This is a genomic window from Leifsonia sp. ZF2019 (assembly GCF_019924635.1).
Classification (GTDB): domain Bacteria; phylum Actinomycetota; class Actinomycetes; order Actinomycetales; family Microbacteriaceae; genus Leifsonia.
Genome location: NZ_CP065037.1, coordinates 2,370,148 through 2,385,292, shown reverse-complemented (window position 1 = coordinate 2,385,292; position 15,145 = coordinate 2,370,148). Strand labels below are relative to the sequence as shown.

The 15,145-nt window shown below is 72.3% G+C and carries 16 protein-coding genes; all 16 read left to right on the top strand.

Annotation, left to right across the window (positions count from 1 at the left end; genetic code table 11):
• Positions 1-23: 23 nt before the first annotated feature.
• Positions 24-1,217, top strand: a complete 1,194-nt coding sequence (metK, locus tag IT072_RS11660) for a methionine adenosyltransferase (RefSeq protein ID WP_223356743.1) — start codon at positions 24-26, stop codon at positions 1,215-1,217.
• Between the two features lie 2 nt (positions 1,218-1,219).
• On the top strand, positions 1,220-3,211 hold the full coding sequence (locus IT072_RS11655; RefSeq protein ID WP_223356729.1) for a primosomal protein N': 1,992 nt from the start codon (positions 1,220-1,222) through the stop codon (positions 3,209-3,211).
• A 72-nt stretch (positions 3,212-3,283) separates the two neighbouring features.
• Positions 3,284-4,195 carry a methionyl-tRNA formyltransferase gene (fmt, locus tag IT072_RS11650; protein WP_223356726.1) on the top strand — a complete coding sequence of 304 codons (912 nt, stop codon included), beginning with the start codon at positions 3,284-3,286 and terminating at the stop codon, positions 4,193-4,195.
• On the top strand, positions 4,192-5,592 hold the full coding sequence (locus IT072_RS11645) for an RsmB/NOP family class I SAM-dependent RNA methyltransferase (protein WP_223356723.1): 1,401 nt from the start codon (positions 4,192-4,194) through the stop codon (positions 5,590-5,592). Before fmt ends, IT072_RS11645 begins: the two co-directional genes overlap by 4 nt.
• A 9-nt stretch (positions 5,593-5,601) precedes the next feature.
• A complete protein-coding gene (gene rpe / locus IT072_RS11640; RefSeq protein WP_223356721.1) occupies positions 5,602-6,258 on the top strand; it encodes a ribulose-phosphate 3-epimerase in 657 nt (218 codons plus the stop codon).
• A 41-nt stretch (positions 6,259-6,299) separates the two neighbouring features.
• On the top strand, positions 6,300-6,563 hold the full coding sequence (locus IT072_RS11635; RefSeq protein ID WP_039921834.1) for a phosphoribosyl-ATP diphosphatase: 264 nt from the start codon (positions 6,300-6,302) through the stop codon (positions 6,561-6,563).
• A 64-nt stretch (positions 6,564-6,627) separates the two neighbouring features.
• Positions 6,628-7,467, top strand: a complete 840-nt coding sequence (hisG, locus tag IT072_RS11630; protein WP_223356718.1) for an ATP phosphoribosyltransferase — start codon at positions 6,628-6,630, stop codon at positions 7,465-7,467.
• A complete protein-coding gene (gene hisF, locus IT072_RS11625) occupies positions 7,467-8,231 on the top strand; it encodes an imidazole glycerol phosphate synthase subunit HisF (RefSeq protein ID WP_223356716.1) in 765 nt (254 codons plus the stop codon). The genes hisG and hisF overlap by 1 nt, the downstream gene beginning before the upstream one ends.
• Positions 8,228-8,623, top strand: coding sequence for a phosphoribosyl-AMP cyclohydrolase (gene hisI, locus IT072_RS11620; protein WP_223356713.1), 396 nt, complete (start codon positions 8,228-8,230; stop codon positions 8,621-8,623). The genes hisF and hisI overlap by 4 nt, the downstream gene beginning before the upstream one ends.
• On the top strand, positions 8,620-10,170 hold the full coding sequence (locus tag IT072_RS11615; protein ID WP_223356710.1) for an anthranilate synthase component I: 1,551 nt from the start codon (positions 8,620-8,622) through the stop codon (positions 10,168-10,170). Before hisI ends, IT072_RS11615 begins: the two co-directional genes overlap by 4 nt.
• A gap of 4 nt (positions 10,171-10,174) precedes the next feature.
• Positions 10,175-10,924 carry a Trp biosynthesis-associated membrane protein gene (locus IT072_RS11610; protein ID WP_223356708.1) on the top strand — a complete coding sequence of 250 codons (750 nt, stop codon included), beginning with the start codon at positions 10,175-10,177 and terminating at the stop codon, positions 10,922-10,924.
• Positions 10,925-10,993: 69 nt separating this feature from the next.
• Positions 10,994-11,224: a DUF6704 family protein gene (locus IT072_RS11605; protein WP_223356706.1), complete on the top strand. Its 231-nt coding sequence runs from the start codon at positions 10,994-10,996 to the stop codon at positions 11,222-11,224.
• Positions 11,225-11,227: 3 nt separating this feature from the next.
• Positions 11,228-11,998, top strand: coding sequence for an indole-3-glycerol phosphate synthase TrpC (gene trpC / locus IT072_RS11600; protein WP_223356703.1), 771 nt, complete (start codon positions 11,228-11,230; stop codon positions 11,996-11,998).
• Positions 11,998-13,209, top strand: coding sequence for a tryptophan synthase subunit beta (gene trpB / locus IT072_RS11595; protein WP_223356700.1), 1,212 nt, complete (start codon positions 11,998-12,000; stop codon positions 13,207-13,209). The genes trpC and trpB overlap by 1 nt, the downstream gene beginning before the upstream one ends.
• A complete protein-coding gene (trpA, locus tag IT072_RS11590) occupies positions 13,206-13,988 on the top strand; it encodes a tryptophan synthase subunit alpha (protein WP_223356696.1) in 783 nt (260 codons plus the stop codon). The genes trpB and trpA overlap by 4 nt, the downstream gene beginning before the upstream one ends.
• Positions 13,989-14,074: 86 nt before the next feature.
• Positions 14,075-15,082, top strand: a complete 1,008-nt coding sequence (gene lgt / locus IT072_RS11585; RefSeq protein ID WP_223356694.1) for a prolipoprotein diacylglyceryl transferase — start codon at positions 14,075-14,077, stop codon at positions 15,080-15,082.
• The last annotated feature ends 63 nt before the right edge of the window (positions 15,083-15,145 follow it).

Here is a 15,145-nt window from a genome sequence, read left to right as displayed (position 1 = left end):
TCTCGTTCGACCCAAGGAGAACAATGGCAGATCTGCGCCTCTTCACGTCCGAGTCGGTCACCGAGGGACACCCGGACAAGATCTGCGACCAGATCTCCGACAGCATCCTCGACGCACTGCTGGCCGTCGACCCGCACAGCCGCGTCGCGGTCGAGACGCTGGTCACGACGGGCCTCGTGCATGTCGCGGGCGAGGTCTCCACGCGCGGTTACGTCGAGATCCCGGCGCTCGTCCGGGAGAAGCTCGTCGAGATCGGCTACGACTCGTCTGACGTGAGCTTCGACGGCACCCAGTGCGGCGTCTCGGTCTCGATCGGTGCGCAGTCGCCCGACATCGCGCAGGGCGTCGACAACGCGCTCGAGACGCGCGCGGAGCAGAGCGGCGACGATCTCGACCGGCAGGGCGCGGGCGATCAGGGCATCATGTTCGGGTACGCCACGACCGAGACCCCGCAGTACATGCCGTTGCCGATCTGGCTGGCGCACCGCCTCTCGGAGCGCCTCGCCGAGGTCCGCAAGGACGGCACGCTCGACTACCTGCGCCCGGACGGGAAGACCCAGGTCACGGTGGGCTACGAGGGCATCGTCCCGAAGTCGGTGCAGACCGTGGTCCTCTCGACCCAGCATGCGCCGACGGTGACGAACGAGCAGCTGCAGGCCGAGGTCGTCGAGGAGGTCATCGCCCCCGTGCTGCACGGGGCCGGGCTCGAGACGTCCCACATCCGCACGCTCATCAACCCGACCGGCCGGTTCGAGATCGGCGGCCCGAAGGGCGACGCCGGCCTGACCGGACGCAAGATCATCGTCGACACCTACGGCGGCGCGAGCCGTCACGGCGGCGGCGCGTTCTCGGGCAAGGACCCGTCGAAGGTGGATCGCTCGGCCGCCTACGCGATGCGCTGGGTCGCGAAGAACGCGGTCGCGGCGGGTCTCGCCGAGCGCCTCGAGCTGCAGGTCGCCTACGCGATCGGCAAGGCGGCGCCCGTCGGGCTGTACGTCGAGACCTTCGGCACCGGCACGCTTCCCGACGAGCGCATCATCGCCGCCATCCGTGACGTCTTCGACCTGCGTCCCGCTGCCATCATCCGCGACCTCGACCTCCTGCGGCCGATCTACGCGCGCACCGCCACGTACGGCCACTTCGGCCGCGAGCTCCCCGACTTCACCTGGGAGCGGCTCGACCGCGTCGACGACCTGCGGTCGGCCGCGGGGCTCTAGGAGTGGCGGCGGCCGCCCGGGTCGCCCGCGTCGTCCTCGACTCGCCGCTCCCACAGCTCGATCACCTCTTCGACTACGCGGTCCCCGACGAGCTCGCCGAACAGGCGGTGCCGGGTGTGCGCGTGCGGGTGCCGCTGCGCACGGCCGGCCGGATCGCCGACGGCTACCTGGTGGAACTCGCCGACGCGGGCGAGGGCTTCGACGGGTCCCTGAGCCCGCTGGAGGAGGTCGTCTCGCCCGTTCCCGTGCTCACCGCGGGCGTGTGGACGCTCGCGCGCAAGCTGGCCGACCGCAGCGCGGGCACCGCGAGCGACATCCTGCGCCTTGCCGTGCCCGGGCGCATGGTCCGTGCCGAGAAGGCCTGGCTGGCGTCGACGGAAGAGGAGCGTTCACCGCGGCCCCGCCCGCCGGCGATCTCCGTGCGCGGCTACGGGGACGGGCTCCTCGAGCAGGCGGTGGCCCGGGGTGAGCGCCTGGCGCTCCAGGCGATCCCGCGCCTCAGCGCGCTCCCGGACGGCACCTGGGTCGGGGAGTGGGCCGTCACCCTGGCCGCGCTCGCGGCCGCCTGCTGGGCGGAGGGGCGCACGGCGATCATCGCGGTGCCCGATCATCGTGACCTCGACCAGCTCGGAGCCGCCCTCGCCGCGATCGCCCCCGCCGAGGCGGTGGTGCGCGCCGACGCCTCACAGGCGAACGCCGACCGCTACCGCTCGTTCCTCGCCGCGCTGAGCGGTCCGCGGATCGTCCTCGGCAACCGCTCCGTGGTGTATGCGCCAGCTGAGCGGCTCGGGCTGATCGTCGTCTGGGAGGACAGCGACCCCTTGCACGCCGAGCCGTTGAGCCCGTATGTCCACACCCGCGATGCGGCTCTGGTGCGCCAGGAGCTCACGGGCTGCGCGCTCGTGCTGTCCGGCCTCGTGCGCAGCGTGGAGGCGCAGCGGCTCGTCGAGCTCGGCTGGCTGCGGGACGTGGGCCCGGCGCGGGCGGTGTCGCCCCGCGTCGTGCTGACGGCCAACCAGCAAGCGACCGAGGACGCGGCGCGCGCCGCCCGCATCCCCTCGCTCGCGTGGCGCGCCGCGCGCGAGGCCCTGAGCGGCGACGGCGGGCGCCCGAAGGGCCCGGTCCTCGTGCAAGTGGCGCGCCCCGGCTACGTGCCGCAGCTGGCGTGCGTGAGCTGCGGGCAGGCCGCGCGCTGCAACACGTGCGAAGGGCCCCTCGGCCAGGTCCGTGCGGGCGCGACGCCCTCCTGCGGCTGGTGCGGCGCTCTCGCCACCGAATGGACGTGCGAGCGCTGCGACGGTCACCGCTTCCGGATGGTGAGCCTGGGCTCCGGCCGCACCGCGGAGGAGCTGGGCAGGGCGTTCCCCGGCATCCGCGTCGTCGTCGCCGACGGAGATCACCCCGTGCAGCGCGTCGGTGCGGCACCGGCTCTCGTGGTCGCGACGCGGGGGGCGGAGCCGATCGCCGAGGGCGGCTACCAGGCGGTGCTGCTGCTGGACGGCGAGCGGATGCTGGCGCGCGAGACCTTGCACGTCGCCGAGGACTGCCTGCGCTGGTGGTCCAGCGCGGCGACCCTCGCCGCACCGGGTGCGCCCACCGTGCTCGTCGGCGTGTCCGGCCCGCTTGCGCGGGCGTTCGCGACCGGACGGCTGGTCGACTTCGCCCGCGCCGAGCTCGCCGACCGGCGCGAGCTGCGCTTCCCTCCCGCCGTCCGGTTGGCGTCGATCACCGGGACGGACCAGGCGGTGCGTGCCGCGATCGACGCCGTCGACGCCGCGCTCCTCATCGACGTGCTCGGCCCCGCCCCGGTCGACGATCAGCTCGTGCGCGGCATCCTCCGGTTCGAGTACTCGCGGGGGCCGGAGGTCGCCGTGGCTGTCCGCGCGGCGGTCGTGCGCAACGCGACCAAGCGGCGCAAGGCACCGGCGGGCCGCGGCGGCTTCCGGCCTGCCCCCGCGCTCCGGGTGCGCTTCGACGACCCCGAGATCCTCTGACGGGCGCGGGTAGACTCGTCGGGTCCCTCGCGCGGCCCTCCCGCGCGCCCGACCCTCCGGAAGAACCTTCGTATGCGTCTCGTCTTCGCCGGCACCCCCGCCGTCGCCCTCCCGTCCCTCCGCGCGGTCGCCGCGCGGCACGACGTGGCCGCCGTCATCACCCGGGAGGACGCCCCGATCGGCCGCAAGCGCGTCCTCACGCCATCGCCGGTGGCCGCCGAAGCCGAGCGGCTGGGTCTCCCGGTGATCAAAGCGAACCGCCTCGGCGACGAGGTCACGGAGGCGGTGGCCGCCCTGGAAGCGGATCTCGGTGTCATCGTCGCGTACGGGGGGCTGGTCCGCGAGCCGCTGCTGTCCTCGCCCCGGCTCGGCTGGGTGAACCTGCATTTCTCCCTTCTGCCGCGCTGGCGCGGAGCCGCGCCCGTCCAGCGCGCCGTGATCGCCGGCGACGCCGAGACCGGCGCCGCCGTGTTCCAGCTCGTGCCCGCGCTCGACGCGGGTGACGTGTTCGCGGAGCTGCGCCGCCCGGTCGGCGCCGACGAGACCGCCGGTGAGCTCCTCGAAGCCTTGGCGGAGTCGGGGGCCTCTCTGCTCGCCGACACCGTCGACGCGCTCGCGGCCGGGACGGCGACGGCCCGTCCCCAGGAGGGCGAGCCCACCGTCGCACCGAAGCTCTCGATCGAGGATGCGCGTCTCGACCTGGCCCGTCCCGCCGACGAGGTCTACGCCCGTCTGCGCGGCGTGACACCGGAGCCGGGCGCGTACGCGCTCCTCGACGGCGAGCGGTTCAAGATCGCGGAGGCGCGACGCGCCGACGACGCCGACCGCGTGGCGAGCGGGCACGTCGTCCTGGACGGCACGCGGGTCCTCCTGGGGACCGGGACGTCGCCGCTCGAGCTCCTCGTCGTGCAGCCGGCGGGCAAGCGCGCCATGGCGGCCGCCGACTGGTGGCGGGGCGCCGGTGGGACGGCGGTGCTCGCGTGAACGATCGCCGCGCCCGCGACTCCCGCGACTCCCGGCCACTCGCCGCCTCCGCGCGCACCGTCGCCTACGACGTCATCTCGGCGGTGCGCGACTCGGACGCTTACGCCAATCTCCTGCTGCCGAGCAGGATCGCCCGCGCCGACCTGTCGCCCGCCGACGCGGCGCTGGCCACCGAGCTGACCTACGGCACGCTCCGGATGCAGGGCTACTACGACCGCGTGATCTCCCGCGCGGCCGGGCGCCCGGTCGACCGCATCGACCCGCCCATCCTCGACGTGCTGCGGCTCGGAGCGCACCAGCTGCTCTCCACCCGCATCCCCCCGCACGCCGCCGTCAACGAGTCCGTCGCGCTCGCGCGCGCGGTGGGCAGCCGTTCCGCGACGGGGTTCGTGAACGGCGTCCTCCGCGAGATCGGCCGGCACACCCCCGAGGAGTGGCGCGACCGCGTCGTCGCGGGCGCGAAGAGCACGGACGATGCGCTGGCGGCCGTCACGTCGCATCCCACCTGGGTGATCCGTGCGTTCCGGCGGTCGCTGGAGGCCGAGGGGCGCGGCGGGGAGCTGGAGGCGCTGCTCGCCGCCGACAACGCGGCGCCGAAAGTGAACCTGATCGCGCTGCCGGGACTCGCCGACGCGCCGGCCGGTGCGCGGCCCGACCGGTACTCGCCGGTCGGCTTCTCGGGAGACGGGGGAGACCCGCTCCGGCTCGTCCAGTCGTCGAACGGGCGCCTGCGCGTCCAGGACGAGGGCTCGCAGCTCGCGGCGCTCGCGCTCACCCGCGCACGCCCGGTCCGCGAGGGCGAGCGCTGGCTCGACCTGTGCGCCGGCCCGGGCGGCAAAGCCGCGCTGCTCGCGGCGGAGGCGCTGGCGGGCGGCGCCGCGCTGGTGGCCAACGAACTCGTCCCGGCGCGGGCGGAGCTCGTCCGAAAGGCTCTCGCGGCCGTGCCGCTCGACGTCCCGGTCTGGGAGCAGGACGGCGTCGACGTCGGCCGCGACCATCCGGGAGAGTTCGACCGCATCCTGCTCGACGCGCCGTGCACGGGCCTGGGCGCCCTCCGCCGCCGTCCGGAGGCGCGATGGCGCAAAGACCCGAAGGACGTCGCCGAGCTGAGCGCGCTCCAGGCACGGCTGCTCGACTCCGCCGTCGCCGCGCTCGCGCCCGGCGGTCTGCTCGCGTACGTCACCTGCTCGCCGCACATCGCCGAGACGCGGAGCGTCGTCGCGGCGGCGCTCGAGCGGCACCCCGCACTGCAGAAGGTCGCCACGGCGGAGGTCGTGCAGGGCCTGGCCGAGGAGCGCCTCGATCTCGCGGGCGACCCGGACGTCGTGCAGCTGTGGCCGCATCGTCACCTCACCGACGCCATGTTCATCGCGCTGCTCACCACGCCCGCCCCATAGGCTGGAACCATGGCCCGCATCAACCCCAGCATCCTCGCCGCCGACTTCGTGAACATGGAGCGCGACCTCGCCCGGATCGCGACGGCCGACCTCGTGCACGTCGACGTGATGGACAACCACTTCGTGCCGAATCTCACCTTCGGCCCGCAGATGGTGGAGCGGATCCAGGCCGTCAGCGCCATCCCTCTCGACGTGCACCTGATGATCGACGACCCGGAACGCTGGGCGCCCGGGTATGCCGAGCTCGGCGCGTACTCGGTCACCTTCCACGCCGAAGCCGCCGCCGATCCGGTGGCGCTCGCGCGGCGGTTGCGCGGGATCGGCGCCCGGGCCGGCGTCGCCCTCAAGCCCGGCACCGACGTCGCGCCGTTCCTCGACGTGCTCCCCGAGTTCGACCAGGTGCTGGTCATGACGGTCGAGCCCGGGTTCGGCGGTCAGTCGTTCATGCCGGAGACGATGCCCAAGCTGCGCGCGCTGCGCGAGGCCGTCGAGACGCGCGGCCTCGACGTCTGGCTGCAGGTGGACGGCGGAGTGACGGCCGAGACGATCGTGGTCGCGGCCGAGAACGGTGCGGACACGTTCGTGGCGGGGTCAAGCGTCTTCCGTGGCGATCCCGCCTCGAACATCGCCGGCCTGCGTGCGGCTGTCGCCTCCCACCTCCACTGACCGCGGCACGCGGGCCCTCCCGCGACCGCTACGCTGTAATGGTGAAAACCTTCGACGACCTCTTCGCCGAGCTCAGCGAGAAGGCCGCCACCCGTCCGGAGGGTTCCGGAACGGTGCGCGAGCTGGATGCGGGCGTGCACGCCATCGGAAAGAAGATCGTGGAGGAGGCCGCCGAGGTCTGGATGGCCGCGGAGTACCAGTCCGACGAGGAGACGGCCGAGGAGATCTCGCAGCTGCTCTACCACCTCCAGGTGCTCCTGCTCGCCAAGGGCCTGACGCCGGCCGACGTCTACCGACATCTGTGACCCCGATCCCGCAGGCGCCGCCCGGCGCACCCTGATCCGTCACGTCACGAAAGACTTCGAACACATGCTGAAGATCGCCGTCCCCAACAAGGGCTCCCTCTCTGAGACCGCGGCGCAGATGCTCCACGAGGCGGGCTACGTCGGCCGCCGCGACCCCAAGGAGCTCATCGTCACCGATGTGCGCAACGGGGTGGAGTTCTTCTACCTGCGCCCGCGCGACATCGCCACCTACGTCGGCTCCGGGGCACTCGACGTCGGCGTCACCGGCCGCGATCTGCTGCTCGACTCCGGCTCGTCCGCCGGCGAGATCGCGTCGCTCGACTTCGCGGCGTCCACCTTCCGGTTCGCCGCGCCCGCCGACGGGTTCCGTGAGCTCGCCGACCTGCAGGGCAAGCGCGTCGCGACGAGCTACCCGGGACTGGTCGGCGCCTTCCTCGCCGAGCACGGGGTGGAGGCGAGCCTGATCAAGCTCGACGGTGCGGTGGAGTCCGCCGTGCGATTGGGCGTCGCCGACGCCGTCGCCGACGTGGTCGAGACCGGCTCCACCCTGCGCAAGCAGGGTCTGGAGATCTTCGGTCCCGTGATCCTCGAGTCGGAGGCCGTGCTCATCTCGTCCCCGTCCCCGGCCGAGGGCGTGGAGACGCTGGTGCGCCGCCTCCAGGGCGTCATGGTCGCCCGCCAGTACGTGCTCGTGGACTACAACCTGCCCGCCGTGCTGCTCGACCGTGCGGTCGCGTTGACCCCGGGTGTCGAGTCGCCGACGGTGTCCCCGCTCGGCGAGCCCGACTGGGTCGCCGTGCGCGTGATGATCAAACAGGACCAGACGAACCGTGTCATGGACGACCTCTACGAGCTGGGTGCGCGGGCCATCCTCGTCACGTCCATCCACGCGGCGCGGATCTGATGTCCGTCGCGGTCCGCGTCATCCCGTGCCTCGACGTGGCCGCCGGCCGCGTCGTGAAGGGCGTGAACTTCCAGAACCTGCGCGACCAGGGCGACCCGGTCGAACTCGCCAGGATGTACTTCGAGCAGGGCGCCGACGAGTTGACCTTCCTCGACGTGACGGCGACGGTCGACGACCGATCGACGACCTACGACGTCGTGCGGGCGACCGCCGAGCAGGTCTTCATCCCGCTCACCGTGGGCGGCGGGGTGCGCAGCCCGGAGGACGTCGCGCGGCTCCTCGGCAGCGGGGCGGACAAGATCGGCGTCAACTCGGCCGCGATCGCGCGTCCGGAGCTCGTCGCCGAAATCGCCGACCGCTTCGGCGCGCAGGTGCTGGTGCTCTCGCTCGACGTGAAGCGCTCGGCGGCGACGCCGTCCGGCTTCGTCGTGACGACCCACGGCGGCCGCACTGAGACCGACCTCGACGCGCTCGAGTGGGCGCGACGCGCGATCGAGCTGGGTGCGGGCGAACTGCTCGTCAACTCGATCGACGCCGACGGCACCAAGGAGGGCTTCGACCTAGAGCTCATCCGCGAGATGCGCGCGATCAGCAGCGTGCCGGTGATCGCCTCCGGCGGCGCCGGGAAGGTCGCCGACTTCGCGCCCGCCATCGACGCGGGAGCCGACGCCGTGCTCGCCGCGAGCGTGTTCCACTCGCGCGAGCTGACGATCGGCGATGTCAAGGAGGCCCTGGCCGGGGCAGGACGGGAGGTCCGCACATGAGCGACGACCAGACGGCGGTGCTCGACCGCATCCGCTTCACCGACACCGGGCTCGTCCCGGCGATCATCCAGCAGTGGGACACCCGCGAGGTGCTCATGATGGGTTGGATGGACGCGGAGGCGTTCCGGCGCACGATGACCGAGGGGCGGGTGACCTTCTGGTCGCGCTCCCGGCAGGAGTACTGGCGCAAGGGGGACACCTCCGGCCACGTGCAGTTCGTCAAGTCGGCCGCGCTCGACTGCGACGGCGACACGCTCCTGGTGACGGTCGATCAGATCGGCGCCGCCTGCCACACCGGCACCCGTACGTGTTTCGACGCCGACCAGCTCGCCCCCGTCGTCGGGGACGCGGCAGGCGTCGCCTTCTCCGAGGAGATGAGGTCCGACCTGTGATCGCGACCACCGCAGCCACCACCCGACGCGCGGACTTCGACGCGCTCGTCGGCAGCCACCGCGTGGTCCCCGTCGTACGCGAGCTCTTCGCGGACGGCGAGACCCCGGTCGGCATCTACCGCAAGCTGGCCGCCGGACGTCCGGGCACCTTCCTCCTGGAGTCCGCCGAGCAGGGCGGCATCTGGTCCCGGTTCTCGTTCGTCGGCGCAGCCTCGTTCGGCGTGCTCACGCAGGACGGCGACGATGTGCGCTGGCTGGACTACGGTCTCTCGGCCGAGCGGGCCCTGGGCCCGCAGGCGGCGCTCCGCCCGCTCGAGGCGCTGGCCGCCCTGCACCAGCGCTGGCAGACGCCGCGCATCCCCGGGCTGCCGCCCCTAACCGGCGGCCTCGTCGGATTCATCGGCTGGGAGGCGATCCGCCAGATCGAACGGCTGCCGGCGCAGCCTCCGGCCGACTACGACATCCCCGGGCAGGCGCTCGCGTTCGCCTCGGACCTGGTCGTCGTCGACCACCGGTCGGGCACGGTCAAGCTCATCGCGAACGCGCTGGCGGACGGTGAGGAGCCGGCCGAGGCCCTGTGGGCGGACGCCCAGGCGCGCCTCGACCGGATGCAGCGCGAGCTGGCCCAGCCGTCGGAGGCGTGGCTGGCGGAGGTCGACCTCGACACCCCGGCCGAACCCGTGTCGCGCACCCACGAGGAGGACTTCCTCGCGTCGGTGGAGACGGCCAAGGAGCGCATCGTCGCCGGTGACATCTTCCAGGTCGTGATCTCCCAGCGGTTCGAGCTGGCGTGCACCGCCTCGGCGATCGATGTCTACCGAGTGCTGCGCGCGCTCAACCCGAGCCCGTACATGTACCTCCTGTCGCTCGAGCGGCCGGACGGCGGCGCCTACCAGATCGTCGGCTCGTCCCCGGAGGCCCTCGTCAAGGTGCAGGAGGGGCGCGCCTTCACCCACCCCATCGCCGGCTCGCGTCCCCGCGGGGCGACGCCGGAGGAGGACCTCGACCTCGAGGCGTCGCTGTTGGCGGACGACAAGGAGCGTGCCGAGCATCTCATGCTCGTCGACCTCGCCCGTAACGACCTTCTCAAGGTCTGTGCCGCCGGCACCGTCGAGGTGACCGAGTTCATGCGCGTCGAGCGCTTCAGCCACATCATGCACATCGTCTCGTCGGTGGAGGGCGACCTGCTGCCGGAGTCGTCGGCGATCGACGTGTTCCGCGCCACCTTCCCCGCCGGAACGCTCTCGGGCGCGCCGAAGCCGATGGCGCTGCGGATCATCGACGAGCTGGAGCCCGCTCAGCGCGGGGTGTACGGCGGCGTGATCGGCTACTTCGACTTCGCCGGCGACGCGGATCTCGCCATCGCCATCCGCACCGCGACCATCATGGACGGCGTGGCGCGGGTGCAGGCCGGGGGCGGCCTCGTGGCCGACTCCGTGCCGCGCAGCGAGTTCCAGGAGTCGCAGAACAAGGCCGCCGCCCCGCTGCGCGCCGTCGCGGTGGCGAATGCGCTGCACCGGGTCACCGGCGACGAGAGCGGACGCTGACGCCATGACCGTGGACCCGACCGAGGGCGACGGCGGTGACATCGACCGGGAGGTCGAGCGCCGCGTGAGCCGCCGGTCCAAGTACGTCACCCTGCTGGCGCTCGTCGCCGGGAGCGGGCTCGCGCTGCTGGCCGCGACGCAGACCTGGTTCGGCGTGCACCTCACGGACGTCGCACGTCACGTCAGTGTCCTGAGCGTTCCCGGGTCGACGGCGGCGCCGGCCCTCACCGCCCTCGCGCTGGCGGGTCTCGCCCTCACCGCGGCGCTCGCGATCGCCGGCCCGGTCTTCCGGATCGCCCTCGCGCTGCTCGGCGTGCTGCTGGGCGTCTCGGTGCTCATCTCGGCGGGGACCGCCCTGGGAGACGCGCTGCGTGCGTCGTCCTCGGCCATCACGACGGCGACCGGGGTCGCGGGCACCGCGTCCGTGCGCCGCCTGGTCGACCAGGTCGACGTGCAGTTCTGGCCGTGGCTCGCCGTCGTCGGCGGTGCGCTCATCGTGCTGGCGAGTGCGGCCGTCGTGGTGCTCTCCCGCCTCTGGCCGGGACCGTCGCGCAAGTACCAGACACGCTTCGCCGGGGAGGACGGGGTCGACTCCGCCGCCGCTCTCGGACTGTCCGCGACCGAGGAGACGGACGACGACGAAGCACGCGCCGTGGCGGAAGGTGAAGCCTCGTCCGGGCCCGCCGCCCTCGACCGGGACACCGCGATCGACAGCTGGGACGAGCTGAGCCGCGGCGACGATCCCACGCGCTGAGCCACTAGACTTGATCCGTTCCCAACCCCGTGCGCGCCCATCGGCGCGCACCAGACGTGCAGGAGTCCCATGAGCACCGAGTCAGTCGAGCCAGGCCACGGTCATTCGCCGGCGGCGTGGACGGCCGTGATCATCATGCTGGTCGCCTTCGCCATCGGCGCGGTCGCCTTCTTCTTCGAGGCTCCCGTCGTCGTCTGGGCCGCAGCCGGCCTCGCCGTCGTCGGACTCATCGTCGGCTGGATCATGAAGCGCGCCGGGTACGGCGTCGGCGGCTCCAAGTACACCCCGAAGGGCCACTGACGCGTGCTCGCCGACCTCGTCGCCGGCGCGCTCGAGGATGCTGAACGGCGGCGCGTCGAGCGTCCGCTCGCCGTCGTCGAAGCGGCCGCCCTCGATCGCGCCCCCGCGCTGGACGCCCTCGCCGCCCTCGCCCCGGCCGACCGCATCAAGGTCATCGCCGAGGTCAAGCGGGCGAGCCCCTCGCGCGGCGCCCTCGCCGACATCCCGGATCCGGCCGCTCTCGCGTCCGCGTACGAGACCGGCGGCGCCAGCGCGATCAGCGTCCTGACCGAGGAGCGTCGTTTCCGCGGCTCGCTCGCCGATCTCGAGTCGGTCCGCGCTGCCGTGTCGATCCCGGTGCTCCGCAAGGAGTTCGTCGCCGAGCCGTACCAGATCCTGGAGGCGCGCGCCGCCGGCGCCGACCTCGTGCTCCTCATCGTCGCCGCGCTCGACCAGAAGACCCTGGTCTCGCTGCACGACCTGATCGTCGAGCTGGGCATGACCCCGCTGGTCGAGGCTCACACCGAGGACGAGCTGAGCCGGGCGTTCGACACCGGCGCGAAGCTCGTGGGCGTCAACGCCCGCAACCTCTCCACGTTCGAGCTGGACCGCGATCTGTTCGGCCGCCTGGCCGACCGGTATCCGTCCGGCACCATCCGCGTCGCGGAGTCCGCCGTCCTCTCGGCGGCCGACGTCGCGCATTACCGGGCGGGGGGCGCGGACGTCGTGCTCGTCGGCGAAGCGCTCGTGACGAGCGATCCCGTCGCCACGCTCGGCGAATTCCTGGGAGTCTGATGTCCCTCCGTTCCGAGACCGGTCCCTACTTCGGCGACTTCGGCGGCCGCTTCGTGCCCGAGTCGCTCGTCGCCGCCCTGGACGAGCTCTCCGCGGCCTGGGAGGCCGCCAAGGCCGACCCCGCATTCCACGCGGAACTCGACGAGCTGCAGCGCAGCTACACCGGGCGCCCGTCGATCATCACCGAGGTGCCCCGTTTCGCGGAGCACGCGGGGGGCGCGCGTATCATCCTCAAGCGCGAGGACCTCAACCACACGGGGTCGCACAAGATCAACAACGTGCTCGGCCAGGCCATCCTGACCAAGCGCATCGGCAAGAAGCGCGTGATCGCCGAGACCGGCGCGGGCCAGCACGGCGTCGCGACGGCGACGGCGGCCGCCCTCTTCGGCCTCGAGTGCACGATCTACATGGGCGAGGTCGACACGGAGCGTCAGGCGCTCAACGTCGCCCGGATGCGCCTGCTGGGCGCCGAGGTCATCGCGGTGAAGACCGGTTCGCGCACCCTCAAGGACGCGATCAACGACGCCATGCGCGACTGGGTCACCAACGTCGAGACCACCAACTACATCTTCGGCACGGTCGCCGGCCCGCACCCGTTCCCGGCGATGGTCCGCGACCTGCAGAAGATCATCGGCGAGGAGGCCCGCGAGCAGGTGCTCGCGCTGACCGGCAGGCTTCCCGACGCGGTGGCCGCCTGCGTCGGCGGCGGGTCCAACGCCATCGGCATCTTCCACGCCTTCCTCGACGACGAGGATGTCCGCCTCGTCGGCTTCGAGGCCGGGGGAGAGGGCGCGGAGACGCCGCGCCACGCCGCCACCATCACCAAGGGCCGTCCCGGTGTGCTGCACGGCGCGCGCAGCATGCTGCTGCAGGACGAGGACGGCCAGACCATCGAGTCCCACTCGATCTCCGCCGGGCTGGACTACCCGGGGGTCGGACCGGAGCACTCCTGGCTCGCCTCCATCGGCCGCGCGGAGTACCGCCCGGTGTCGGACGCCGAGGCCATGGACGCGCTGCGCCTGCTGAGTCTGACCGAGGGCATCATCCCGGCCATCGAGTCGTCCCACGCGCTCGCCGGCGCGTTGGCGCTCGGCCGTGAGCTGGGGCCGGACGGCATCGTGCTGGTCAACCTCAGCGGTCGTGGCGACAAGGACATGGAGACCGCCGGACGCTACTTCGGCCTGATCGACGAAGGAGCCGTTCAGTCGTGAGCCGCGTCGCCGACACCATCGCCCAGCGCAACCGGGAGGCCGGCGGCGCGCTGATCGGCTACCTGCCTGCCGGGTTCCCCGACCTGCAGACCAGCATCGACGCCGCCGTCGCCCTCGCCGAGAACGGCGTGGACATCATCGAGCTCGGGCTGCCGTACTCCGACCCGGTCATGGACGGCACGGTCATCCAGGCCGCGACTCAGCAGGCCCTCGCGAACGGCTTCCGGCTGCGCGACGGGATCACGGCGGTGCGCGAGATCACGGCGCGCGCCGACGTCCCCGTGCTCGTCATGACCTACTGGAACCCGGTGCTGCAGTACGGCGTGGACCGCTTCGCCGACGAGCTGGCCGCGGCCGGGGGAGCCGGGCTCATCACGCCCGACCTGATCCCCGACGAGGGCGCCGAGTGGCTCGCTGCGTCGGACCGCGCGGGCCTGGACCGGGTGTTCCTGGCCGCGCCGACCTCCACCGACGAGCGGCTGCGCCGCACGGTCGAGGCGAGCCGCGGGTTCGTGTACGCGGTCTCGACCATGGGCATCACCGGCGCGCGCGCCGATGTGGATGCCGCCGCGCGCACCCTCGTCGGCCGCCTCCGCGAGGCCGGCTCGACGAGCGCGTGCGTCGGGGTCGGGATCTCCACGGGAGCCCAGGTGCGTGAGGTGCTCGAATACGCCGACGGCGCGATCGTCGGCTCCGCTCTCGTGAAAGCCCTTGCAGACGGCGGGGTCGACGCGGTCGCCCGCACGGCTGCCGAGCTGGCGGGTGGCACGGCGCGGTAGCGCCGTCGTCTTAGACTATGGAGGCCGCGCGGCGAACCGCGACGGTCTGACCGGAACGAAAGGTGAGTCTTCGGGTGTTTGCGACGATGAGCAGCTGGTACGCCAGCATCCCGAGCCCGGGGCCCGAGTGGCAGAACATCCCGATCGACCTGTTCGGATGGCACTGGCGCATCCAGACGTACGCGATCATGATCCTGATCGGGATCGTCGTCGCGGTGCTCTGGACCTCGCGCCGGCTGAGCAAGCGTGGCGGAGAGCCGGGCGTGGTGCTGGACTTCACCCTGTGGGCTGTCGTGCTGGGCATCATCGGGGCACGGCTCTATCACGTGTTCACGCACCCGGGCGACTACTTCGGCCCGGGATCGAACCCCTGGAACCCGTTCGAGCCGGGCAGCATCTGGGCCATCTGGGAAGGCGGCAACGCCATCTTCGGCTCGCTCATCGGCGGCGCCGTCGGCGTCGCGATCGCCTCGAAGATCTCGGGCGTGCGCTTCTGGTCGTTCGCCGACGCGCTCGCTCCCGCGCTGCTGCTCGCGCAGTCCATCGGCCGCCTCGGCAACTATGTCAACCAGGAGCTCTTCGGGCTGCCGACCAACCTCCCGTGGGGTCTGCAGATCGACGCGGGCAACAAGGCGATCCCGGTCGGGCTGCCGGACGGCACCCTGTTCCAGCCGCTGTTCCTCTACGAGATTATCTGGAACGTCATCGGCATCGTCGTCATCCTCCTCCTGGAGCGGAAGTTCCAGCTGCGCTGGGGCAAGACGTTCGCCCTGTACCTGATCTGGTACGGCCTCGGACGGTCGTACCTGGAGTCGATCCGCATCGACCCGAGCGAGTTCAACATCCTCGGCATCCCCTCCAACGTGTGGGCCGCTTTCCTCGCCGTCGTGCTCGGAATCGTGATCCTCATCGTCCAGACCCGTCGCCACCCCGGCCTCGAGCCGGGCGTGTACCGGCCGGGTCGTGAATGGGTCCGCCCGGATGCTGAGGTAGACTCGGACGACACGGACTCGGATGACGAGGTCCCCGACGAGGACGACGGGGTGCCCGCCGGATCCTCAGGAGCCAAGGCCACAAGCCCCACGAACGGCTGAAACGCCGCCGGCTCGCACCACCCGTAACGTCTGTCGAGGCAATCCCGAAAGCATCACCGACCG

Coding starts and splice junctions, on each gene's coding strand:
- metK (WP_223356743.1), top strand. CDS start 24: ATGGCAGATCTGCGCCTCTTCACGTCCGAGTCGGTCACCGAGGGACAC.
- fmt (WP_223356726.1), top strand. CDS start 3,284: ATGCGTCTCGTCTTCGCCGGCACCCCCGCCGTCGCCCTCCCGTCCCTC.
- rpe (WP_223356721.1), top strand. CDS start 5,602: ATGGCCCGCATCAACCCCAGCATCCTCGCCGCCGACTTCGTGAACATG.
- hisG (WP_223356718.1), top strand. CDS start 6,628: ATGCTGAAGATCGCCGTCCCCAACAAGGGCTCCCTCTCTGAGACCGCG.
- hisF (WP_223356716.1), top strand. CDS start 7,467: ATGTCCGTCGCGGTCCGCGTCATCCCGTGCCTCGACGTGGCCGCCGGC.
- hisI (WP_223356713.1), top strand. CDS start 8,228: ATGAGCGACGACCAGACGGCGGTGCTCGACCGCATCCGCTTCACCGAC.
- IT072_RS11610 (WP_223356708.1), top strand. CDS start 10,175: ATGACCGTGGACCCGACCGAGGGCGACGGCGGTGACATCGACCGGGAG.
- IT072_RS11605 (WP_223356706.1), top strand. CDS start 10,994: ATGAGCACCGAGTCAGTCGAGCCAGGCCACGGTCATTCGCCGGCGGCG.
- trpB (WP_223356700.1), top strand. CDS start 11,998: ATGTCCCTCCGTTCCGAGACCGGTCCCTACTTCGGCGACTTCGGCGGC.
- lgt (WP_223356694.1), top strand. CDS start 14,075: ATGAGCAGCTGGTACGCCAGCATCCCGAGCCCGGGGCCCGAGTGGCAG.